20 protein-coding genes are annotated in these 19,302 nt (G+C 36.7%); 14 read left to right on the forward strand and 6 right to left on the reverse strand.

The genetic code is table 11. From position 1 onward, the window contains the following. Positions 1-83: 83 nt before the first annotated feature. Together rpsT and coaA are read right to left on the reverse strand one after the other, a co-directional pair. Positions 84-326: a 30S ribosomal protein S20 gene (gene rpsT, locus A9Q68_RS02420; protein ID WP_071793067.1), complete on the reverse strand. Its 243-nt coding sequence runs from the start codon at positions 324-326 to the stop codon at positions 84-86. A 59-nt stretch (positions 327-385) separates the two neighbouring features. Then, a complete protein-coding gene (gene coaA / locus A9Q68_RS02425; RefSeq protein ID WP_071793068.1) occupies positions 386-1,306 on the reverse strand; it encodes a type I pantothenate kinase in 921 nt (306 codons plus the stop codon). Between the two features lie 265 nt (positions 1,307-1,571). Between coaA and A9Q68_RS02430 the strand changes: the two genes are divergently transcribed. The 8 genes from A9Q68_RS02430 to A9Q68_RS02465 all read left to right on the forward strand — a co-directional run bounded on the left by A9Q68_RS02430 (position 1,572) and on the right by A9Q68_RS02465 (position 9,308). Continuing rightward, the gene (locus tag A9Q68_RS02430; protein ID WP_083426017.1) at positions 1,572-2,162 is read left to right on the forward strand and encodes a class I SAM-dependent methyltransferase; all 591 of its coding nucleotides are present in this window, start codon (positions 1,572-1,574) and stop codon (positions 2,160-2,162) included. Continuing rightward, positions 2,159-3,436 carry a pyrimidine-nucleoside phosphorylase gene (locus A9Q68_RS02435; protein ID WP_071793070.1) on the forward strand — a complete coding sequence of 426 codons (1,278 nt, stop codon included), beginning with the start codon at positions 2,159-2,161 and terminating at the stop codon, positions 3,434-3,436. The genes A9Q68_RS02430 and A9Q68_RS02435 overlap by 4 nt, the downstream gene beginning before the upstream one ends. An 8-nt stretch (positions 3,437-3,444) precedes the next feature. After that, the gene (gene deoC / locus A9Q68_RS02440; RefSeq protein ID WP_071793071.1) at positions 3,445-4,107 is read left to right on the forward strand and encodes a deoxyribose-phosphate aldolase; all 663 of its coding nucleotides are present in this window, start codon (positions 3,445-3,447) and stop codon (positions 4,105-4,107) included. Then, positions 4,094-4,483: a cytidine deaminase gene (locus tag A9Q68_RS02445; protein ID WP_071793072.1), complete on the forward strand. Its 390-nt coding sequence runs from the start codon at positions 4,094-4,096 to the stop codon at positions 4,481-4,483. Before deoC ends, A9Q68_RS02445 begins: the two co-directional genes overlap by 14 nt. A 90-nt stretch (positions 4,484-4,573) precedes the next feature. After that, the gene (locus A9Q68_RS02450; RefSeq protein WP_071793073.1) at positions 4,574-5,629 is read left to right on the forward strand and encodes a BMP family lipoprotein; all 1,056 of its coding nucleotides are present in this window, start codon (positions 4,574-4,576) and stop codon (positions 5,627-5,629) included. A gap of 128 nt (positions 5,630-5,757) precedes the next feature. Next, a complete protein-coding gene (locus A9Q68_RS02455; protein ID WP_071793074.1) occupies positions 5,758-7,290 on the forward strand; it encodes an ABC transporter ATP-binding protein in 1,533 nt (510 codons plus the stop codon). Beyond that, positions 7,283-8,350: an ABC transporter permease gene (locus A9Q68_RS02460; RefSeq protein WP_071793075.1), complete on the forward strand. Its 1,068-nt coding sequence runs from the start codon at positions 7,283-7,285 to the stop codon at positions 8,348-8,350. Before A9Q68_RS02455 ends, A9Q68_RS02460 begins: the two co-directional genes overlap by 8 nt. A 1-nt stretch (position 8,351) precedes the next feature. Continuing rightward, on the forward strand, positions 8,352-9,308 hold the full coding sequence (locus A9Q68_RS02465; RefSeq protein WP_071793076.1) for an ABC transporter permease: 957 nt from the start codon (positions 8,352-8,354) through the stop codon (positions 9,306-9,308). Positions 9,309-9,481: 173 nt separating this feature from the next. Here A9Q68_RS02465 and A9Q68_RS02470 read toward each other — a convergent pair whose 3' ends face one another. The 4 genes from A9Q68_RS02470 to A9Q68_RS02485 all read right to left on the reverse strand — a co-directional run bounded on the left by A9Q68_RS02470 (position 9,482) and on the right by A9Q68_RS02485 (position 13,215). Beyond that, positions 9,482-11,197 (reverse strand): phospho-sugar mutase, encoded by a 1,716-nt coding sequence (locus tag A9Q68_RS02470; protein ID WP_071793077.1) that lies wholly within the window; start codon positions 11,195-11,197, stop codon positions 9,482-9,484. Between the two features lie 152 nt (positions 11,198-11,349). Further along, positions 11,350-11,919, reverse strand: a complete 570-nt coding sequence (locus tag A9Q68_RS02475) for an ECF transporter S component (RefSeq protein WP_071793078.1) — start codon at positions 11,917-11,919, stop codon at positions 11,350-11,352. A gap of 71 nt (positions 11,920-11,990) precedes the next feature. Next, positions 11,991-12,536, reverse strand: coding sequence for a phosphopantothenoylcysteine decarboxylase (gene coaC / locus A9Q68_RS02480; RefSeq protein WP_071793079.1), 546 nt, complete (start codon positions 12,534-12,536; stop codon positions 11,991-11,993). Then, on the reverse strand, positions 12,529-13,215 hold the full coding sequence (locus A9Q68_RS02485) for a phosphopantothenate--cysteine ligase (protein WP_071793080.1): 687 nt from the start codon (positions 13,213-13,215) through the stop codon (positions 12,529-12,531). Before A9Q68_RS02485 ends, coaC begins: the two co-directional genes overlap by 8 nt. Before the next feature lie 130 nt (positions 13,216-13,345). Here A9Q68_RS02485 and A9Q68_RS10645 point away from each other — a divergent pair, with 130 nt between their 5' ends. From A9Q68_RS10645 to A9Q68_RS02510, 6 genes are all read left to right on the forward strand, one after another. After that, positions 13,346-13,843 carry a lipoate--protein ligase family protein gene (locus A9Q68_RS10645; RefSeq protein WP_165605219.1) on the forward strand — a complete coding sequence of 166 codons (498 nt, stop codon included), beginning with the start codon at positions 13,346-13,348 and terminating at the stop codon, positions 13,841-13,843. Then, positions 13,840-14,088 (forward strand): hypothetical protein, encoded by a 249-nt coding sequence (locus A9Q68_RS10650; RefSeq protein WP_106403991.1) that lies wholly within the window; start codon positions 13,840-13,842, stop codon positions 14,086-14,088. Before A9Q68_RS10645 ends, A9Q68_RS10650 begins: the two co-directional genes overlap by 4 nt. Before the next feature lie 157 nt (positions 14,089-14,245). Next, positions 14,246-15,916: a formate--tetrahydrofolate ligase gene (locus A9Q68_RS02495; protein ID WP_071793081.1), complete on the forward strand. Its 1,671-nt coding sequence runs from the start codon at positions 14,246-14,248 to the stop codon at positions 15,914-15,916. Positions 15,917-16,019: 103 nt separating this feature from the next. Next, positions 16,020-16,307 (forward strand): DUF1905 domain-containing protein, encoded by a 288-nt coding sequence (locus A9Q68_RS02500; protein WP_071793082.1) that lies wholly within the window; start codon positions 16,020-16,022, stop codon positions 16,305-16,307. Between the two features lie 62 nt (positions 16,308-16,369). Continuing rightward, the gene (cls, locus tag A9Q68_RS02505; protein WP_071793083.1) at positions 16,370-17,941 is read left to right on the forward strand and encodes a cardiolipin synthase; all 1,572 of its coding nucleotides are present in this window, start codon (positions 16,370-16,372) and stop codon (positions 17,939-17,941) included. Positions 17,942-18,211: 270 nt separating this feature from the next. Then, positions 18,212-19,288, forward strand: a complete 1,077-nt coding sequence (locus A9Q68_RS02510; protein WP_071793084.1) for an aspartate-semialdehyde dehydrogenase — start codon at positions 18,212-18,214, stop codon at positions 19,286-19,288. Positions 19,289-19,302 lie beyond the last annotated feature (14 nt).

Genomic DNA, 19,302 nt, shown 5'->3' on the forward strand with positions numbered 1-19,302 from the left:
CAGCAAGGAAGCTAATTCTTCCTTGCTGTTTTAATATTTGTTAAAAAGAAAAAACTCCTGGTGGAGTTTTCATTGGATATTTATTAGCCAAGTTTTGCAGCAAGACGTGCTTTATCGCGGCTAGCTTTGTTAGCGTGAATCAAACCTTTTGATTCTGCTTTGTCGATGCTTGAAGAAGCAGCGCGGTAAAGCTCTTCAGTTGGGTTAGCTTCAAATGCTTTGATAGCAGTACGCATAGCTGATTTTTGTGCTGAATTTTTTTCGTTTGCTTTAATGTTTAATTCTGCACGTTTGATAGCTGATTTAATATTTGCCAATGTTTTCACCTCCGTATTAATCTAACTACACTATTATATAGAAATAATGTTTGTTTGGCAAGTCATATTCATTTTTTGATGAAAATTTCGTCAATTTTATGGTCAGATGCTTTGTGAAGGATGATCTGGGCCCGATTTCGAGTAGGTTCAATATAGTTTTCTAAGTTGACCAGGTTAATCGTCTTCCAAACCTCTTTTGCAAAAGCAACTGCTTCATCGCGTGGCATTGCAGCATATTCTGTATAAAAACTGGTCTCATCATCTTTTGCTAGATCAAGAATACTTTCAAAGCGTTCAATATACCAATTTTCAATATGTTTACTGTCGGCATCAATATAGATTGAAAAGTCGAAGTAATCATTCATGTATAGGCGATCATTTTGTTGATTTTGGAAAACATTGATCCCTTCAACGATTAAAAAGTCAGGACTTTCAATTGTCTGTTTTGTATCTGATAAAATATCGTAAGTTTCATGGGAGTAGACTGGGACTTCAGTGGTCACTCCATTTTTCATAGCATCTAGGAAGTTGAGAAGGAGTTCCATATTATATGACTCAGGAAAACCTTTGCGATTTAAGATACCATGTTCTGTCAGATAATCATTTGGGTATAGAAATCCATCTGTCGTAACTAATTCTACCTTGCTAGATTTGAATGTTCTGGATAATAGCAGTTGTAGTAGGCGACTTGTTGTTGATTTGCCGACAGCCACTGAGCCAGATATTCCGATGATAAACGGTCTATAATGAGCATCTTTTTTCAAAAAAAGACTCTTGGAGAAAGAAAGATTCTCTTGATTGATTTTATAAATTTGAATCAAATTAAGTAGTGGTAAATAAACTTCAATAACATCAGTAATATTAATGTTATCGTTTAAACTCTTAATGGTTTCTAGCTCATCTTCAGTTAATAAGGGACGCGATTTTTGATGGAGTAATTTCCAAGATTCTCGAGTCATTTTGATAAAATTGATAAATTCGTTAGTCATATGATCTCCTATTTGAGTGACAGTAGGCTTATTATATCATGTTGAAAAAAAAATTAAAAAAATTTTCAACTATTATTTGGGAAATTCACATATTTAGCAAGCATGTAAGCGCTACATTCAGATATTCATAAATCTTTAATAATTATAAATCGTAATGTTCGCTTATTACGAACAATAGTGTAAGAAAGCTTGAAAAACAAGCGTCTTGTAAACCATTTCAAAGTATGTTAGAATGTATAAGCATCTAAAATGGATAGGAAACGCTATGAGTAAAATGTATTACGATGAAAATCCAGATAGTCAACATGACATCCATGAATTAAAAGTGGTCCTTTTGGATCAATCTTTTACTTTTTATTCTGATTCTGGTGTTTTTTCAAAAAAAATGATTGATTTTGGGAGTCAAGTCCTGCTCTCTACACTATCTTTTGAAAAAGGAGAAAAGTTACTTGATGTGGGCTGTGGTTATGGTCCACTAGGCATTAGTTTAGCTAAAGTGCAAGGTGTTGAAGCGACCTTAATTGACATCAATAATCGTGCCATTGAATTGGCAAAAAAGAATGCCCTTAAAAATAATGTCACTGTTACGATCTATCAATCTAATATATATGAACAAGTGAAAGGTTCCTTTGACCATATCATCAGCAATCCTCCTATCAGGGCTGGTAAAAAGGTTGTCCATGAAATTATTGAAAAGGCTTATGATTTTCTAAATGCTAATGGCGATCTGACAATTGTGATTCAAAAAAAACAAGGAGCACCTAGTGCTAAAGAAAAAATGGATAGCATTTTTGGGAATGTGGACATACTAAAAAAAGATAAAGGCTATTATATTTTAAGGAGTGTTAAAGCATGAGAGCCGTAGATTTAATACAGAAAAAAAGAGATGGCAAGGAATTGTCAACTCAAGAAATAGAATGGTTAATTTCAAATTATGCTAAAGGAGATGTTCCGGACTATCAAATGTCTGCCTTCGCTATGGCGGTTTATTTCAAAGGAATGTCTACTCGCGAAACCAGAGATTTAACCATGAGCATGGTAGCAACTGGTGATCAAATTGATTTATCAGCTATATCAGGAGTGAAGACTGATAAACACTCAACTGGTGGAGTGGGTGATAAAGTTACCTTAATTTTAGCTCCTTTAGTCGCAAGTTTTGGTGTACCCGTTGCCAAAATGAGCGGTCGCGGTTTGGGTCATACAGGTGGAACACTTGATAAATTAGAGTCTATAAAAGGATATAACATCAACATTAGCCAGGAAGATTTTATTAAACAAGTACAAGATATTGGCTTGTCCGTTATTGGTCAATCTGATCAATTGGTTAAGGCTGATAAACTTTTATATGCACTTCGTGATGTCACTGCAACGGTTGATATTATTCCATTAATTGCTAGCTCAGTGATGAGCAAAAAAATTGCTGCTGGTGCTGATAGCATCTTATTGGACGTTACTGTTGGTGACGGTGCTTTTATGAAGACACTTGAGGATGCTGAAAAATTATCGCGTCTCATGGTTGACTTAGGAAAAGAAGTTGGACGTAAAACAATAGCAGTTATTACTGATATGAGTCAACCTGTTGGACAAGCTATTGGTAACCGTCTAGAGGTATTAGAAGCAATTCAAATTATGCAAGGGAAAGGTAGAGCTGATGTCACTGATTTTATCTGTGAATTAGGACAGCAAATGCTAGAACTTGCAGGTGTTAGCAAATCACTAGATGATATTAAGGATCATTTGGTGTCAGGTCAAGCGCTTAAAAAGTTTGAGGAAATGATTATAAGCCAAGGTGGCGATTTGGATGATCTTTACCGACCTGTGAATGTTAGTCATAAAGTTGAGATTTTTGCCAAAGATAGTGGTTACGTTTCGGAAATACCAGCCTTAGAATTTGGTCTGTTTGCTATGAAACTGGGTGCAGGTCGAGCTGTCAAAACCGATCCATTAGATTATGAAACAGGGATTGTTTTTGATAAAAAAGTTGGTGACAAAGTCACAAGCGGAGATCGTATTGCAGTCATCTATTCTAACCAGGAATTATGTCAAAATGTGATTACAGAATTCGAAAAAAATGTTAAAATAGGAGTAGAGCAAATTGCTCCTAAAGAGATTTTAGAAATCATTTATTGAGGTAAACTATGAATATAAATAAATACATTGATCATACATTATTGAAAGCAGATAGTGTTAAAGATCAGATTGATCAATTGTTGGAGGAAGCAAAAGAATTTGATTTTGCAAGCGTTTGTGTCAATCCATCTTGGGTATCTTATTGTGCAAATGAGTTATCAGGTACGGACGTTAAAGTTTGTACGGTAGTTGGTTTTCCATTAGGAGCGACTACTTCAGCTACTAAAGCTTTTGAAACGGAAAATGCTATTGCTAATGGGGCAGACGAGATTGATATGGTTATTAATATCGGTGCCCTCAAACAAGGCGATTTTGAAACTGTAGAAAAAGATATTAAAGCTGTAGTTGATGCAAGCGGAGATAAACTTGTTAAAGTTATTATTGAAACATGTTTATTAACAGATGAAGAAAAAGTAAAAGCATGTACTCTGGCTGTAAATGCTGGTGCAGATTTTGTTAAAACATCAACTGGTTTTTCAACTGGTGGTGCAACTGTCTCTGATGTTAAGTTAATGCGTCAAACAGTAGGTCCGGATATTGGTGTTAAAGCAGCTGGTGGGGCTCGATCTCTTGAAGATGCTTTAGCTTTTATTGAGGCTGGTGCTACAAGAATTGGAACTTCGTCTGGTGTGAAAATTATCAACGGAGAAATTGCAAATGGTGGCTACTAAGATTGAACTTGAAGCTGTGGAAGCTAGCAAAAATGCTTACGTTCCATATTCTCATTTCCCTGTAGGAGCCGCACTCTTAACAAGTGACGGGAAAATTTTCACAGGGTGTAATATTGAAAATGCTAGTTTTGGTTTAACCAATTGTGCTGAAAGAACTGCTATTTTCAAGGCTGTTTCTGAAGGCTATAAAGAATTGACTGAAATTGCCATTTTTGGTAAAACGCATGAGCCCGTTTCCCCTTGTGGTGCCTGTCGTCAAGTTATGACAGAATTTTTTGCACCGACAGCTAAAGTAACTCTTATTGCAAAAGACGGTTCGACTAGTTTAACAACTGTTGGTGAGTTACTTCCATATTCTTTTACAGATTTATCATAATCTGACTTAAATTTTGTTATTTAGCCATAAGGCTATATATATTATTTCAGCAAGTGATTGCTAGAAACATTTTTAGGAGGGTTCATTTTCATGAACAAGAAATTTATTGGTCTTAGTTTAGCTTCTGTAGCCTTATTGAGTTTGGCAGCATGTGGCCATCGCGGTCCTTCAAAATCTGATAGCAAAAATGCTAAAACAGATTTAAAAGTAGCTATGGTTACTGACACTGGTGGTGTTGATGATAAATCATTCAACCAATCAGCTTGGGAAGGTATGCAAGCTTGGGGTAAAGAAAACGGACTTAAAAAAGGTTCTGGTTTCAACTACTTCCAATCTAATAGCGAATCTGAGTATGCAACAAACATGGATACTGCAGTAGCAGATGGTTACAAAGTAATCTACGGAATTGGATTCGCTCTTAAAGATTCAATTTCTAAAGCAGCAAAAGATAACGCTGACACTAAATATGTTATCGTTGATGATGTTGTTGAAGGTCAAGACAATGTTGCAAGTGTAACATTTGCTGATCATGAAGCAGCTTACCTTGCAGGTATTGCAGCAGCTAAAACAACTAAAACTAAAACTGTTGGTTTCATCGGTGGTATGGAAGGTACAGTAATCACTCGTTTTGAAAAAGGTTTCATTGCTGGTGTTAAATCAGTTGACGATACTATCAAAGTTAAAGTTGATTATGCTGGTTCATTTGCTGATGCCGCTAAAGGTAAAACTATCGCTGCAGCACAATATGCTGGTGGCGCAGACGTAATCTACCAAGCAGCTGGTGGTACTGGTGCTGGTGTGTTTAACGAAGCTAAAGCTGAAAATGAGAAAAAAGCTGAATCTGAAAAAGTTTGGGTTATCGGTGTAGACCGTGACCAAAAAGATGAAGGTAACTACACTTCTAAAGATGGCAAAAAAGCTAACTTTGTATTAGCATCATCAATCAAACAAGTTGGGAAATCAGTTCAACTTATCAATAAACTTGTTGAAGAAGATAAATTCCCAGGTGGAAAAACTACAGTTTATGGTCTTAAAGACGGTGGTGTTGACTTAGCAGCAACTAACCTTTCTGACGATGCTGTAAAAGCAATCAAAGAAGCAAAAGATAAAATTATTGCTGGCGACGTCAAAGTTCCAGAAAAATAATCCTAAATGTTGAGCGACCTTAGTCGGTCGCTCTTTTTAGACTGAGACAATTTTTGTCTCAGTAAAGCTTGCGACTAGTGGCAGGCTTTACTGAAATAAAAGTGTGAATTGAAAGGAAGCCCGATCCTATGACACAACATGTCATTGAAATGAAAGAAATTACGAAAAAATTTGGTGATTTTGTCGCAAATGACCATATTAATTTAGATGTTCGAAAAGGCGAAATCCATGCCTTATTAGGTGAGAATGGAGCAGGAAAATCAACATTAATGAATATGTTGGCTGGTCTTTTAGAACCGACTGAAGGAGAGATTATTATTAATGGACAATCTGTTCAAATTGACTCCCCTTCAAAATCATCACGTTTAGGAATTGGCATGGTTCACCAACATTTCATGTTAGTGGAAGCATTTACTGTTGCTGAAAATATTATTCTAGGTAATGAAACAGTCAAAAATGGACGCTTAGATTTAAAACAAGCAAGTAAAGATATTCTTGATTTATCTAATAAATATGGACTTGCTGTTGATCCTCATGCAAAAGTAGCTGATATTTCGGTTGGAGCTCAACAACGTGTTGAAATCCTAAAAACTTTATATCGAGGAGCAGATATTCTTATTTTTGATGAGCCAACTGCAGTTTTAACGCCATCAGAAATTCAAGAATTGATGGCGATTATGAAAAACTTGGTCAAAGAAGGTAAGTCTATTGTCTTAATCACACACAAATTAGATGAAATTCGTGCTGTTGCCGATCGAGTTACTGTTATTAGACGTGGTAAATCTATTGAAACAGCAAATGTTGCGGGTGTTAGTTCCAAAGAATTAGCAGAAATGATGGTTGGTCGCTCTGTTTCCTTTACAACAAGTAAAATTCCTGCAGTTCCTAAAGATGTTATCCTTTCTATCAAAGATTTAATTGTAGATGAGAACCGTGGTGTTCCTGCAGTTAAAGGTTTATCACTAGATGTCAAAGCTGGAGAAATTGTTGGGATTGCTGGTATTGATGGCAATGGTCAAAGTGAGTTAATTCAGGCTATCACAGGTTTACGAAAAGTCAAATCTGGTGCCATTACCATCAAAGGTCAAGATGTCACACATTATTCTTCTCGTAAAATTACAGAATTATCAGTTGGTCATGTACCTGAAGACAGACACCGTGATGGTCTTATTTTAGACATGTCATTAGCAGAAAATACTGCCTTGCAAACCTATTATAAAGAACCATTAAGTAAAAATGGAATCTTAAATTATAATAAAATTAACGATTACGCCCGTAAATTGATGGCGGAATTTGATGTTCGTGGTGCTAGTGAACTAGTTCCTGCAAGAGGATTTTCAGGTGGTAACCAACAAAAAGCTATTATCGCTAGGGAAGTTGATCGTGATCCAGATTTATTAATTGTCAGTCAGCCAACACGTGGTTTGGATGTAGGAGCAATCGAATACATTCATAAACGTCTGATTGAAGAGCGTGATAAAGGTAAAGCGGTTCTTGTCGTTAGTTTCGAATTAGATGAAATATTAAATTTATCAGATCGGATTGCCGTTATTCATGATGGTAAAATTCAGGGGATTGTTTCTCCAGAAACCACAAATAAACAAGAGCTAGGTATTTTAATGGCTGGTGGTTCGATTGATAAGGAGGAAGAAAATGTCTAAAAAGGCACAACAAATTGCTGTTCCGGTCATTTCCGTACTACTTGGATTTGTACTTGGCGCAATTATCATGTTTATCTTCGGATATGATCCTATTTGGGGTTATGAAGGACTCTTTCAAATTGCCTTTGGAAGTGTCAAAAATATTGGTGAAATTTTAAGAGCAATGGGTCCACTGATTCTTATCGCCCTTGGCTTCACTGTAGCAAGTCGCGCTGGATTCTTTAACATTGGACTTTCAGGACAAGCCTTAGCGGGCTGGATTTCATCAGTATGGTTCGCCCTTTCGCATCCAGATATGTCTCGTCCACTATTGATCATCCTTACGATTATCATCGGTATGATTGCAGGGGGAATCGCTGGCGCAATCCCAGGTATCTTGAGAGCCTATCTTGGAACTAGTGAGGTTATCGTTACCATCATGATGAACTACATTATTTTGTATGTTGGTAATGCTGTCATCCAAAAAGGATTTGCCAAAAATATTAAACAAAGTATTGACTCAACTATTCAGGTCAGTCAGAATGCTAGTTACCAAAGCCCATGGTTATCAGAATTGACTAATAACTCAAGGCTTAACATTGGTATCTTTTTCGCCTTGATAGCAATCGTCTTAATCTGGTACTTACTGAATAAAACAACCTTAGGTTTTGAAATTCGCTCAGTTGGTTTGAATCCTCATGCCAGTGAGTATGCGGGTATCTCATCTAAGAGAACTATTATCTTATCAATGATTACTTCAGGTGCATTAGCAGGTCTTGGAGGAGTTGTAGAAGGACTTGGGACCTTTGAAAATGTCTTTGTTCAATCAAGTTCATTAGCCATTGGTTTTGATGGTATGGCGGTAAGCTTGCTTGCAGCAAATAACCCTATCGGAATATTCTTCTCATCATTCTTATTTGGTGTCTTGAATATCGGTGCACCCGGAATGAATATTGCGGGAATTCCACCTGAATTGGTTAAAATTGTAACAGCTTCAATCATCTTCTTCGTCGGAGCACATTACCTAATTGAACGCTTCATGATTAGAAGTAAAAAACCAACAGTGAAAGGAGGTAAATAAGATGTCAATTGTAACAATTCTTTCATTGATGGTATCATCAATGCTCATCTATGCGACACCTCTTATTTTCACTAGTATTGGAGGAACTTTTTCAGAAAGATCTGGAGTAGTCAATGTCGGATTAGAAGGTATCATGGTAATAGGTGCTTTCTCAGGTATCATTTTCAACTTAACCTTTGCTGAAACCTTAGGAAAAGCAACACCTTGGGTAGCAGTACTAGTTGGTGGCTTAGTAGGACTTGCTTTCTCACTAATCCACGCCGTAGCGACTATTAATTTCCGAGCAGACCATATTGTTTCAGGTACAGTACTTAACTTATTAGCTCCATCTTTAGCCATCTTTTTGGTTAAGGTTTTCTATGGAAAAGGACAAACTGATAATATTCAGGCTTCATTTGGTAAATTTGATTTTCCGATTTTATCTGATATTCCAGTACTAGGTCCAATCTTCTTCAAAAACACAACACTTGTTGGCTACTTAGCCATTGCCTTTTCATTCTTGGCTTGGTATATCCTCTATAAAACACGCTTTGGACTTCGTCTACGTTCTGTCGGCGAACACCCACAAGCAGCAGATACGTTAGGGATCAACGTTTATTTGATGAAATACTACGGTGTTATGATTTCTGGTTTCCTTGGGGGAATGGGCGGAGCCATTTATGCTCAGTCTATCTCTGTTAACTTTGCCATTACGACAATCCTAGGTCCTGGATTCATTTCACTAGCAGCAATGATTTTTGGTAAGTGGAATCCAATTGGTGCTATGTTATCAAGTTTATTCTTTGGCTTGTCTCAAAGTTTAGCAGTTATTGGTGCTCAGTTGCCACTGTTAGAAAAAATTCCAAGAGTATATCTTGAAATTGCACCTTACCTAGTGACTATTGTCATCCTAGCAGCCTTCTTTGGCCAAGCAGTTGCGCCAAAAGCTGATGGTGTTAATTATATCAAATCAAAATAAAAAAGAGCCTAGGGCTCTTTTTTTTTGGCTTCTGAGAGGAAGGGAGACTTGCATAGCAAGATATATTTCAAGATATATTTGTTGAAAATATGAAAGCTAATTTCCTTTTTGCGAATGATTCAGTTACTAATATCAGACAAATAGAAAAGGAAGTCAAAGACTTCCTTTTCTATTTAGCCAACAAAGGCATTAATTTCTTCTTCGATAGTAGCAATTTTAGCATTAGCTTCTTCTAAACTGTCACCAACTGTTGCAATATAGAATTTAATTTTTGGTTCAGTACCTGAAGGACGAACGGCAAACCAAGAATCATCAGCAAGTGTGTATTTAAGGACATTACTTGGTGGTGTTGTTAAAGCAATAGTCCCTTGATCTGATTTAGCTGTTTGAGCTTGGAAATCTTCAGTTAAAACGATATCAGTTGCATTAAATTGACTTGGTGCATTTTCACGGAATTTATCCATGATTTTTTTAATTTCAGCAGCCCCGTCAACACCTGAAAGGGTAACTGAGATTGTTTTTTCTGCAAAGTAGCCATATTCTTTATAGATTTCATCAATACCATCAGCTAGTGTAAGACCACGTGAGCGGTAGTAAGCTGCAATCTCAGCAACCATTAGAACGGCTTGGATGGCATCTTTATCACGAACAAATGGTTTGATAAGGTAGCCGAAACTTTCTTCAAAACCAAACATGTAAGTGTGATTGTGTTTTTCTTCAAACTCTTGAATTTTTTCAGCAATAAATTTGAAGCCAGTTAGGACGTTAAACATAGTAGCGCCATAGCTTTCAGCAATTTTTGTCACCAATTCAGTAGAAACAATTGACTTAGCAAGGGCAGCGTTTGTAGGTAAAGTACCAGCTTGTTTATGAGCTTCTAAAATATATTTAGCGATAAGAGCACCAATTTGGTTACCTGAAAGATTCCAGTAAGATCCATCAGCTTGACGAATTTCAACTCCAAGACGGTCAGCATCTGGGTCTGTTGCGACTAAAACATCAGCATTAACTTGACGCCCTAATTCTTCAGCCATTGCAAAGGCTGCTTGGCTTTCTGGATTTGGTGATTTAACAGTAGAAAAATCAGGATCTGGTTTGGCTTGCGCTTCAACAACTTCAACGGATTCAAAACCAGCTTGTTCTAAAGCACGACGAGCTAACATTTCACCAGTACCATGAAGAGGTGTATAGACAATTTTCATGTCCTTACCAAATTCATTAATTAAGTCTTGGTTAATGTTAACATCTTTAACTTCTTTTAAGTATTCAAGATCGACAGCTTCACCGATGACTTCAATCAAACCATTTTCTTTTGATTCTTCTAAATCAGCCAGAGCAATTGAGAATGGGTCTTCAATTGCACGAATGTAATCTGTTAAAGCATCCGCATCAGCAGGAGGCATTTGGCCACCGTCAGCCCCATATACCTTGTAGCCATTAAATGGTGCAGGATTGTGACTAGCAGTCACCATAATACCGGCAAAAGCGTTTAAGTGACGAACAGCAAAAGATAATTCTGGGGTTGGTCGTAAGCTTTCAAAAACATAAGACTTAATACCATGAGCAGCTAAAACTTGAGCTGATTCAAAGGCAAATTCTGGAGAGAAGTGGCGGGAATCATAGGCAATAGCAACACCACGTTTTTTGATGTCTTCTCCCTTAGATTCTAATAGTTTTGCTAATCCTTCAGTAGCTTGACGGACAACAATAACATTGATGCGATTAGTTCCAGCACCAATGATACCACGCATACCAGCAGTACCAAATTCAAGGTTTGTATAAAAGGCATCTTCCTTGGTTTTTTCATCCATTTGTGAAAGTTCCTCACGGAGATAATCTGGAAGATTAGTTACCTTGGACCATTTTTCAAAGTTCTCTGTATAAGACATTAGCTTTCTCCTTATTACTTTTTAAACGCTTTCAGTATACCATTTTCAAGAGCAAAAATCACTAATTTTCGGTGTAAACTTACAATTATTTTTCAAATAACTACTTTCAAAAAAGCACGGATCCTGAAGATCCATGCTTTTTACTATTATTTCTATTTCCTTAATTTTGAAAGGGTAGGTACAATAGCCAAAACAACAATAGCTGAGATAATCATTTCTGCGATGGCATTGGTTGAAACAATCCCTGCCAGTAGGGCCTTGATATTGCCTCCAAAGACACTTGAAAAGAAGACGAAAATTCCACCAAGAACAAAGATAGTGTTGGTTAATGACCCTACAATCCCTGCTGTAATAAGTCCAGCTTTGTTTTTAAAGAGTTTATAGCAGAAGTAAGGTGTGATACCAATTAAAACACGTGGAACAATCGCAATCATGAGTGAGTATAAGTTACCATGCTCAACAAAAGGTGAGAAAAGATAACTTGTTGGTAAAAGAACGATTGTGTTGGTGATAAGGCTAATGATTCCCATTAAGCCTCCAAGAATACTGCCGATTTTTGGACCATAAATGATCGATGCGACAATGACTGGAATGTGAACCAAAGTAGGTTTGATTGGCACTGGCCAGATATTAAAGACGAATGAACTGATAAAATGAATCAGTAACATGATGGCAAAAAAGATTGAGATTGTTGCAATATCTGACGATTTTCTGTTTTTCATTAAAAAGACTCTCCATTAAAATTTTTTAAAAAAATATTATTACAATAATATGTCACAAATACTGAGATGATTTAGGCTTCGAAATAACTTATAATCTGCTGATAAATATCATTTACATTAGCCAAGGCGCCAACACCAACATCGCCACATGCTAAAAGAGCAGATTTTGGTTGAATTTGCTGATAACCATAGGACTCCAAGCGTTTCATGTTTTCCTGGGTTGCAGGATGCAAAAACATTTTTGTATTCATAGCCGGTGCATAGAACTTTGGCGTTTCTTGGGGAAGGGCCAAGGCTACACTGGTCACAATATTATCTGCAAAGCCGTAAGCTAAATGCGCAATAGTATTAGCAGACGCAGGCGCTAGCAGAAATAAATCTGTCTTTTTAGCAAGCTCGATATGGTTGACAATAGAAACATCATCTTCTCGCATGACATCAAGATGGACAGTATTTTTAGATAAAACTTGTAAGGTAAGCGGTGTGATAAAGGCTTGGGCAGCTTCCGTCATAAGGACAGTCACATTGTAACCAGCTTTAGTTAAGAGACTAGTTAAATCTGCAGCTTTATAGGCAGAAATACTACCCGTTACAGCCAGTGTAATATTTTTAGTCATTCTTACTCACTTTCTGATAGATAGCTTCAGCAATTTGATCCTTTGTTTCTAAAACAATCGCATCATTTGCTGAAACAAGATAGGCCTTGTGTTGATTACCCTTAATCTGACTGAGATCGTTAGCTACAATATAGGCTGCTTGGTTTTTTCTTAAACTAGCGCGAGCAACTGAAATTAATTCTTCCTTACTAATATTAACCAGTAATTTGAAACCAATTAACTGGATAGCTGGATTCCAGTCTTTAACCAAGGAAATGAGCTTAGGTGTTTTTTTCAGGAAAAGGACTTGATAGTCGGAATTGGAAGATATCTTGGATTCCGTGTTTCTTTCCTGCAATAGTGACCCTAAATCTTTGGTATTTTTAAGATTTTCAAAGTCGGTCATATAAACAGGAGTATAATCGGATACAGCCATGCTATGGATTAAGATATCATGATTTTTGACTAAGGGTTCTAGTGATTCCATCAAACTAGCAACATTTGAAATCTGATAAATACTTAAATTATCATTGGGTTCAGGCTTGACAGCATTTTCAGTTGTGACTAAAGAAACCTGATGACCTTTCCTTAAAAATGTCTCAGCAATAATTTTACCTAATTTGCCAGTCGAATGATTGGTAATGCCACGAACGGAATCAATTTTTTCGGTAGTTCCGCCAGAAGTAATTAAAATTTTCATAAAGATATTTTATCATAAATCGACTATTTAAGTAACCGTTTTAACTCCTGATTTCATAGCTATTCTTGATAGCATATTCCAATGAATTAGGCTAAAATAGAGACAAGAAATCAAGATGAAAAGAGTAGATATGAAAAGATTAAGAGACTTTAGTCATTTACCTATTAAAAAAATTATTCAAGATAGACACGCAAATGACATTGATCAAGCACTAGCATATTCTCAAGTATTGCTAGAGGAAATAAATGATAATCTCAACCAATTCATTGTCTATTTTTGGCCTTTTGAAAAAACTGTCATCCTCGGCTTGTTAGATCAACAATTACCCGATTTAGAAAAGGGAAATGCCTTTATTGAGAAGCAAGGCTATCGCATTGCTGTTCGAAATATCGGTGGTTTAGCAGTAGTAGCAGATTCAGGAATACTTAATTTCTCAATTTGTCTTCCAATAAATCAAGAGAATTTTCGTATTTCCGAAGGTTACGAATTAATGGTGGAATTAATTAAAAAGACTTTTGCACCCTTTGGTAAAACAATTGAAGCCTATCAAATTGATAACTCCTATTGTCCAGGAAAATTTGATTTAAGTATCGATGGACAAAAGTTTGCTGGCATTGCCAAAAGATGAAAAAAGATGCCTTGTTAGTTTCTGTTTATCTTAGCGTGAACGGCAACCAGAATCAACGAGGTCAATTAATTTATGATCTTTATACTGAAGCAGGTGCGCAGTCATCATCAATTTCTTATCCAAGTGTGAAACCGGAAGTAATGGCTAATTTAAGTCAACTGCTAGAAAGTGACTTAAGTATTGAAAAATCCTTTAGTGACCTCGGTTTTATGAAATATCAGGGAATGAGAAATAACAACCCATAGTTCGTTTTTATAATTGAGTTGTCTTGGTATTAAAGTAAATGAGTCATAAAAACAGATTAAAAACGAACATTAAATAAGCTACAAGTGAAAATAATTAGCATTATCAAAAAGTATGTTATAATAACTATATTAGTTTGATAACCAAAAGGAGTAAAACATGAAATCAGATATCGAAATTGCCCAGAGTGTCCCATTAAAACCAATTACAGAGATTGTTGAAAAGGTTGGAATCGGTGTCGATGATATCGAGCTTTATGGTAAATATAAAGCCAAATTATCATTTGATAAAATTAATTCCCTTGCTAACAACCCAGTAGGGAAATTAATCCTTGTGACTGCCATTAATCCTACACCGGCAGGTGAAGGTAAGTCTACAATGAGTATTGGACTTGCTGATGCCTTAAATAAAATTGGTAAAAAGACCATGATTGCCCTTAGAGAACCCTCTCTTGGTCCTGTTATGGGAATAAAAGGTGGAGCAGCTGGTGGTGGTTTTGCCCAAGTTCTCCCAATGGAAGATATTAACCTTCATTTTACTGGAGATATGCATGCCATCACAACAGCAAATAACGCTTTATCTGCTTTAATTGATAATCATTTACAACAAGGTAATGAACTTGGTATTGACCAACGTCGCATCATTTGGAAACGTGTCTTGGACCTTAATGATCGTGCCTTACGTCAAGTTATCGTTGGTCTAGGTAGCCCTGTCAACGGTGTTCCTCGTGAAGATGGTTTTGACATTACGGTAGCTTCTGAAATCATGGCTATTTTATGTTTAGCTACCGACCTTAAAGATTTGAAAGAGCGCTTAGCGAGTATTGTTGTCGCTTATGACTTCAATCGTAAACCAATTTATGTTCGTGATTTAAAAGTAGAAGGTGCTCTCACTTTAATTCTTAAAGACGCTATCAAGCCAAACTTGGTACAAACTATTTATGGCACGCCAGCCCTTGTCCACGGTGGTCCATTTGCTAACATTGCTCACGGCTGTAACTCAGTTCTTGCTACCTCAACAGCTTTGCGATTAGCCGACTATACCGTAACTGAAGCAGGATTTGGTGCTGACCTGGGAGCTGAAAAGTTCTTGGATATCAAAGTGCCTAACCTTCCAACGACACCAGATGCGATCGTTGTTGTAGCGACTCTTAGAGCATTGAAGATGCATGGTGGAGTTGCCAAAACTGATTTAAATCAAGAAAATGTTGAAGCTGTAAAAGCTGGATTTGCCAACCTTGAACGCCACGTCAAAAATATGCGTCAATACGGTGTTCCAGTAGTAGTAGCTATCAATGAGTTTGTAGCAGATACCGAAGCAGAAATTGCTGCCTTGAAGGAATTGTGCCAGTCTATAGATGTTCCTGTTGAATTAGCAAGCGTATGGGCTAATGGAGCAGAAGGTGGGGTTGCACTAGCAGAAACAGTTGTTAAAGTCATTGAGAGTGAGAAATCAAATTATCAACGTCTTTATTATGATCAAGATAGTGTTGAAGAAAAAGTAACAAAAATTGTTAAAAATATATATGGTGGTGATGCAGTCCAATTCTCAGCTAAAGCTAAAACACAATTGAAACAGTTTGCTGAATTTGGTTGGGATAAAATGCCGGTATGTATGGCTAAAACACAATATAGTTTCTCAGATAATCAATTCTTACTAGGAGCACCAACTGGTTTTGATATTACAATTCGTGAGTTTGTTCCTAAGACTGGAGCTGGTTTTATTGTAGCCTTAACCGGTGATGTCATGACAATGCCAGGTTTGCCTAAGGCACCAGCAGCATTAAACATGGATGTCGCTGATGATGGAACAGCCATTGGTCTCTTTTAATAGTATATATAAAATGGAGGAAGGAGGCTTCCTCTTTTTTTGTCTTTAAATAAAACTGACAAAATATGAATTTTTTGCTAGACTTAAGCCAAAGGAGATACGGATGAGTTCAAAAATTTATAGCTATCAATCAAAAATCTATGCTGTTCCAGAAAAAGGAGGGGCATATACCATTTTCCCTTACAATGTTCGAGAAGAATTCGGAAAAGGTCGAGCAAAAGTCCATGTTACTTTTGATAATTATCCTTATAATGGTTCCGTTGTCAATATGGGTATTAAGGATGAAGAAGGAAATGTTTGTTATATTATTGGTATTCGAAAAGACATTCAAAAAGCTATCGGAAAGTCAATTGGTGATACTGTTACAATAACTGTGACAGAAAGAGAATAAGTTCTATGTCTAATAAAAATTGTGCTATAATACTTCTTAACTATTAATAGGAGGGCCATAAGATAAATAAAAAAATCAAAGTGAAACACTTACTTCACAAAAGTAAGCTTGGATTCTTACGTGGTATTTTTAGTCGTGCCACATTAATTGCCCTACTCATATTATTACAAATCCTCTTTTTGATGCAGTCCTATGTTTGGATGGAACAATATCACTATTGGCTAACCATGTTAGGTTCAATATTCACTGTCTTAATCGTCTTATATTTGGTTAACAGTGAAATGGATGCTATTTCAAGAGTGACCTGGTTAATCCTTATTATGATTGCACCGCTTTTTGGTTCTTTGATGTTGATTTATACCAAACTTGATTGGGGCTACCGAGGACTAAAAAAACGGATTAATCAGTTAGTCGAAGAGAGTCGTCCATATTTGAAGGATGATGAAGCAGTCGTTGATATTTTAAAGGATAAAACCTCTACAACCTATCATCTGGTTCAATATTTAAAACGCAGTAGAGCGAGTTTTCCAGTCTATAACAACAGTCAAACACGCTATTATCCAGGAGGCGAAGACTTTTTTGAAGATTTAAAAGAAGACTTGCTTAATGCCAAAGAATACATCTTTCTCGAATTCTTCATTATTGCTGAAGGCTTAATGTGGGGTGAAATTCTTGCTATATTAGAAGCAAAAGTTAAAGAAGGTTTGGAAGTTCGTGTCCTCTATGACGGAATGACTGAATTGTCAACCTTATCATCAGACTACGCCAAACGATTAGCTGAAATTGGTATTCAAGGTAAAGCCTTTTTACCAATCTCACCTTTTATTTCAACTTATTATAACTACCGTGATCACCGAAAAATAGTAGTTATAGATGGTGAAATTGCTTATACCGGGGGCATTAATTTAGCCGATGAATATATCAATGAATTGGACCGTTTTGGTCATTGGAAAGATGCCGGACTCCGTGTTGAGGGTGAAGCAGTTGATTCATACTTGATTTTGTTCTTGCAAATGTGGTCAATAACTGAAAAAGAATTCATTATCAAACCATATTTAAAGGAACACAATAACCTTATCTCTTCGGATGGTTTCTTGATTCCATATGGGGATTCACCCTTGGATACTGATAAGATTGGGGAGAATGTTTATATTGATATTCTTAATCATGCAAAAGAATATGTTTACATCATGACTCCGTACTTAATTTTAGATAGCGAGATGGAACATGCCATTCGATTTGCTGCTGAACGTGGAGTTGATATTCGCATTATTATGCCCGGTAAACCTGATAAAGCCATTCCCTATGCTTTAGCCAAAACTTACTATAAATCTTTAATGGATTCTGGTGTTAAGATTTATGAATACCAACCGGGTTTTGTCCATTCGAAACTATTTGTCAGCGACGGCATTAAGGCAGTAGTGGGTTCTATCAACCTTGATTACCGTAGTTTATATCATCATTTTGAATGTGCAACTTATCTCTATCGTGTTTCAACCATTGCTGACATGCTTAAAGACTACCAAGAAACAGAATCAAAATCTCAGCTGGTTACTTATCAAGCCTTAAAAGAAAGACCTTGGTATCAAAAATTAATTGGTCTTTTAGTAAAAACAATTGCACCTCTCTTGTAATCTCTGTACCTTTCTGTTAGAATAGGTCTATGCGATGAGTCGATTATGGTTTTTTTAACCATTATTGCGCGGGGAGGTCATTAAGGCAGGAGCCGACTTTGATAAACTGTGTGAACCTTTTTATCACATTCTTTGAATGCCCCAAATCCCTGTCTTTGGACAGGGATTTTTTTTATTCTTTTCATTTGGATAAAAATACGCTATAATAACATTTATATAAAATTTTGAATATTTTAAATATATCAGAATGTTTAAGAAAAGAGGTCTATCATGGGATATACAGTAGCAGTCGTCGGCGCAACTGGTGCGGTCGGTACACAAATGATTAAAATGCTAGAAGAATCAGTTTTGCCAATTGAAAAACTTCGTTTACTTGCTTCGGCACGCTCTGTAGGCAAAACCCTTACTTTTATGGGACAAGAAATCACTATTGAAGAAACCTGTGAAGACTCTTTTGAGGGTGTTGACATTGCTCTTTTTTCTGCTGGTGGGTCAACTTCAGCTAAATTTGCACCATATGCTGTTAAGGCTGGAGCTGTTGTTGTAGATAATACCTCTTATTTTAGACAAAATCCCCAAGTTCCCTTGGTTGTTCCTGAAGTTAATCCTGATGCCTTAGATGGACATAAAGGAATTGTTGCTTGTCCAAATTGTTCAACAATCCAAATGATGGTGGCTTTAGAACCAATCCGTCAAAAATGGGGACTGGACCGGATTATTGTCTCAACCTATCAAGCCGTATCAGGTGCTGGCCAATCAGCCATTAATGAGACATTAAACCAGTATGCTCAAGTCATTAATGATGGCGTCAATCCTAAAGAGGTAGCTGCTAATATCTTACCTTCAGGTGGGGACAAGAAACACTACCCAATTGCCTTTAACGCCTTAGCTCAAATTGATCTCTTTACTGATAATGATTATACCTACGAAGAGATGAAGATGACTAATGAGACGAAAAAAATCATGTCAGACGAAAACATCCAAGTTTCAGCAACCTGTGTTCGCATACCGGTTCTCTCAGCTCATTCAGAATCTATCTACATTGAAACTAAAGAAGTGGCTCCCATTGACCAAGTAAAAGCTGCCATTTCGGCCTTCCCTGGGGCTATTTTGGAAGATGATCCCAAAAACCAAGTTTACCCTCAGGCTGTCCAAGCCGTAGGTCAGAAAGAAACTTTTGTTGGACGAGTTAGAAAAGATTTGGATGCTGAAAAGGGCATTCATATGTGGGTAGTATCAGATAATTTGTTAAAAGGTGCTGCTTGGAATTCCGTTCAAATTGCAGAAACCTTACATGACCGTCAGTTAGTCAAGCCGACAGAAGAGATGGTTTTTGAAATAAAATAATCCTCCTCTTAAGA

This window comes from Streptococcus bovimastitidis, assembly GCF_001885095.1.
Classification (GTDB): Bacteria; Bacillota; Bacilli; order Lactobacillales; family Streptococcaceae; genus Streptococcus; species Streptococcus bovimastitidis.

Excerpts from the sequence above, each read along its gene's own strand:
- A9Q68_RS02460 (WP_071793075.1), top strand. The coding sequence starts at position 7,283 with ATGTCTAAAAAGGCACAACAAATTGCTGTTCCGGTCATTTCCGTACTA.
- A9Q68_RS02435 (WP_071793070.1), top strand. The coding sequence starts at position 2,159 with ATGAGAGCCGTAGATTTAATACAGAAAAAAAGAGATGGCAAGGAATTG.
- A9Q68_RS02510 (WP_071793084.1), top strand. The coding sequence starts at position 18,212 with ATGGGATATACAGTAGCAGTCGTCGGCGCAACTGGTGCGGTCGGTACA.
- A9Q68_RS02430 (WP_083426017.1), top strand. The coding sequence starts at position 1,572 with ATGAGTAAAATGTATTACGATGAAAATCCAGATAGTCAACATGACATC.
- A9Q68_RS10650 (WP_106403991.1), top strand. The coding sequence starts at position 13,840 with ATGAAAAAAGATGCCTTGTTAGTTTCTGTTTATCTTAGCGTGAACGGC.
- A9Q68_RS02445 (WP_071793072.1), top strand. The coding sequence starts at position 4,094 with ATGGTGGCTACTAAGATTGAACTTGAAGCTGTGGAAGCTAGCAAAAAT.
- A9Q68_RS02500 (WP_071793082.1), top strand. The coding sequence starts at position 16,020 with ATGAGTTCAAAAATTTATAGCTATCAATCAAAAATCTATGCTGTTCCA.
- A9Q68_RS02455 (WP_071793074.1), top strand. The coding sequence starts at position 5,758 with ATGACACAACATGTCATTGAAATGAAAGAAATTACGAAAAAATTTGGT.
- deoC (WP_071793071.1), top strand. The coding sequence starts at position 3,445 with ATGAATATAAATAAATACATTGATCATACATTATTGAAAGCAGATAGT.
- A9Q68_RS02495 (WP_071793081.1), top strand. The coding sequence starts at position 14,246 with ATGAAATCAGATATCGAAATTGCCCAGAGTGTCCCATTAAAACCAATT.
- coaC (WP_071793079.1), bottom strand. The coding sequence starts at position 12,536 with ATGACTAAAAATATTACACTGGCTGTAACGGGTAGTATTTCTGCCTAT.
- A9Q68_RS02465 (WP_071793076.1), top strand. The coding sequence starts at position 8,352 with ATGTCAATTGTAACAATTCTTTCATTGATGGTATCATCAATGCTCATC.
- coaA (WP_071793068.1), bottom strand. The coding sequence starts at position 1,306 with ATGACTAACGAATTTATCAATTTTATCAAAATGACTCGAGAATCTTGG.
- A9Q68_RS02450 (WP_071793073.1), top strand. The coding sequence starts at position 4,574 with ATGAACAAGAAATTTATTGGTCTTAGTTTAGCTTCTGTAGCCTTATTG.
- A9Q68_RS02475 (WP_071793078.1), bottom strand. The coding sequence starts at position 11,919 with ATGAAAAACAGAAAATCGTCAGATATTGCAACAATCTCAATCTTTTTT.
- A9Q68_RS10645 (WP_165605219.1), top strand. The coding sequence starts at position 13,346 with ATGAAAAGATTAAGAGACTTTAGTCATTTACCTATTAAAAAAATTATT.
- A9Q68_RS02485 (WP_071793080.1), bottom strand. The coding sequence starts at position 13,215 with ATGAAAATTTTAATTACTTCTGGCGGAACTACCGAAAAAATTGATTCC.
- A9Q68_RS02470 (WP_071793077.1), bottom strand. The coding sequence starts at position 11,197 with ATGTCTTATACAGAGAACTTTGAAAAATGGTCCAAGGTAACTAATCTT.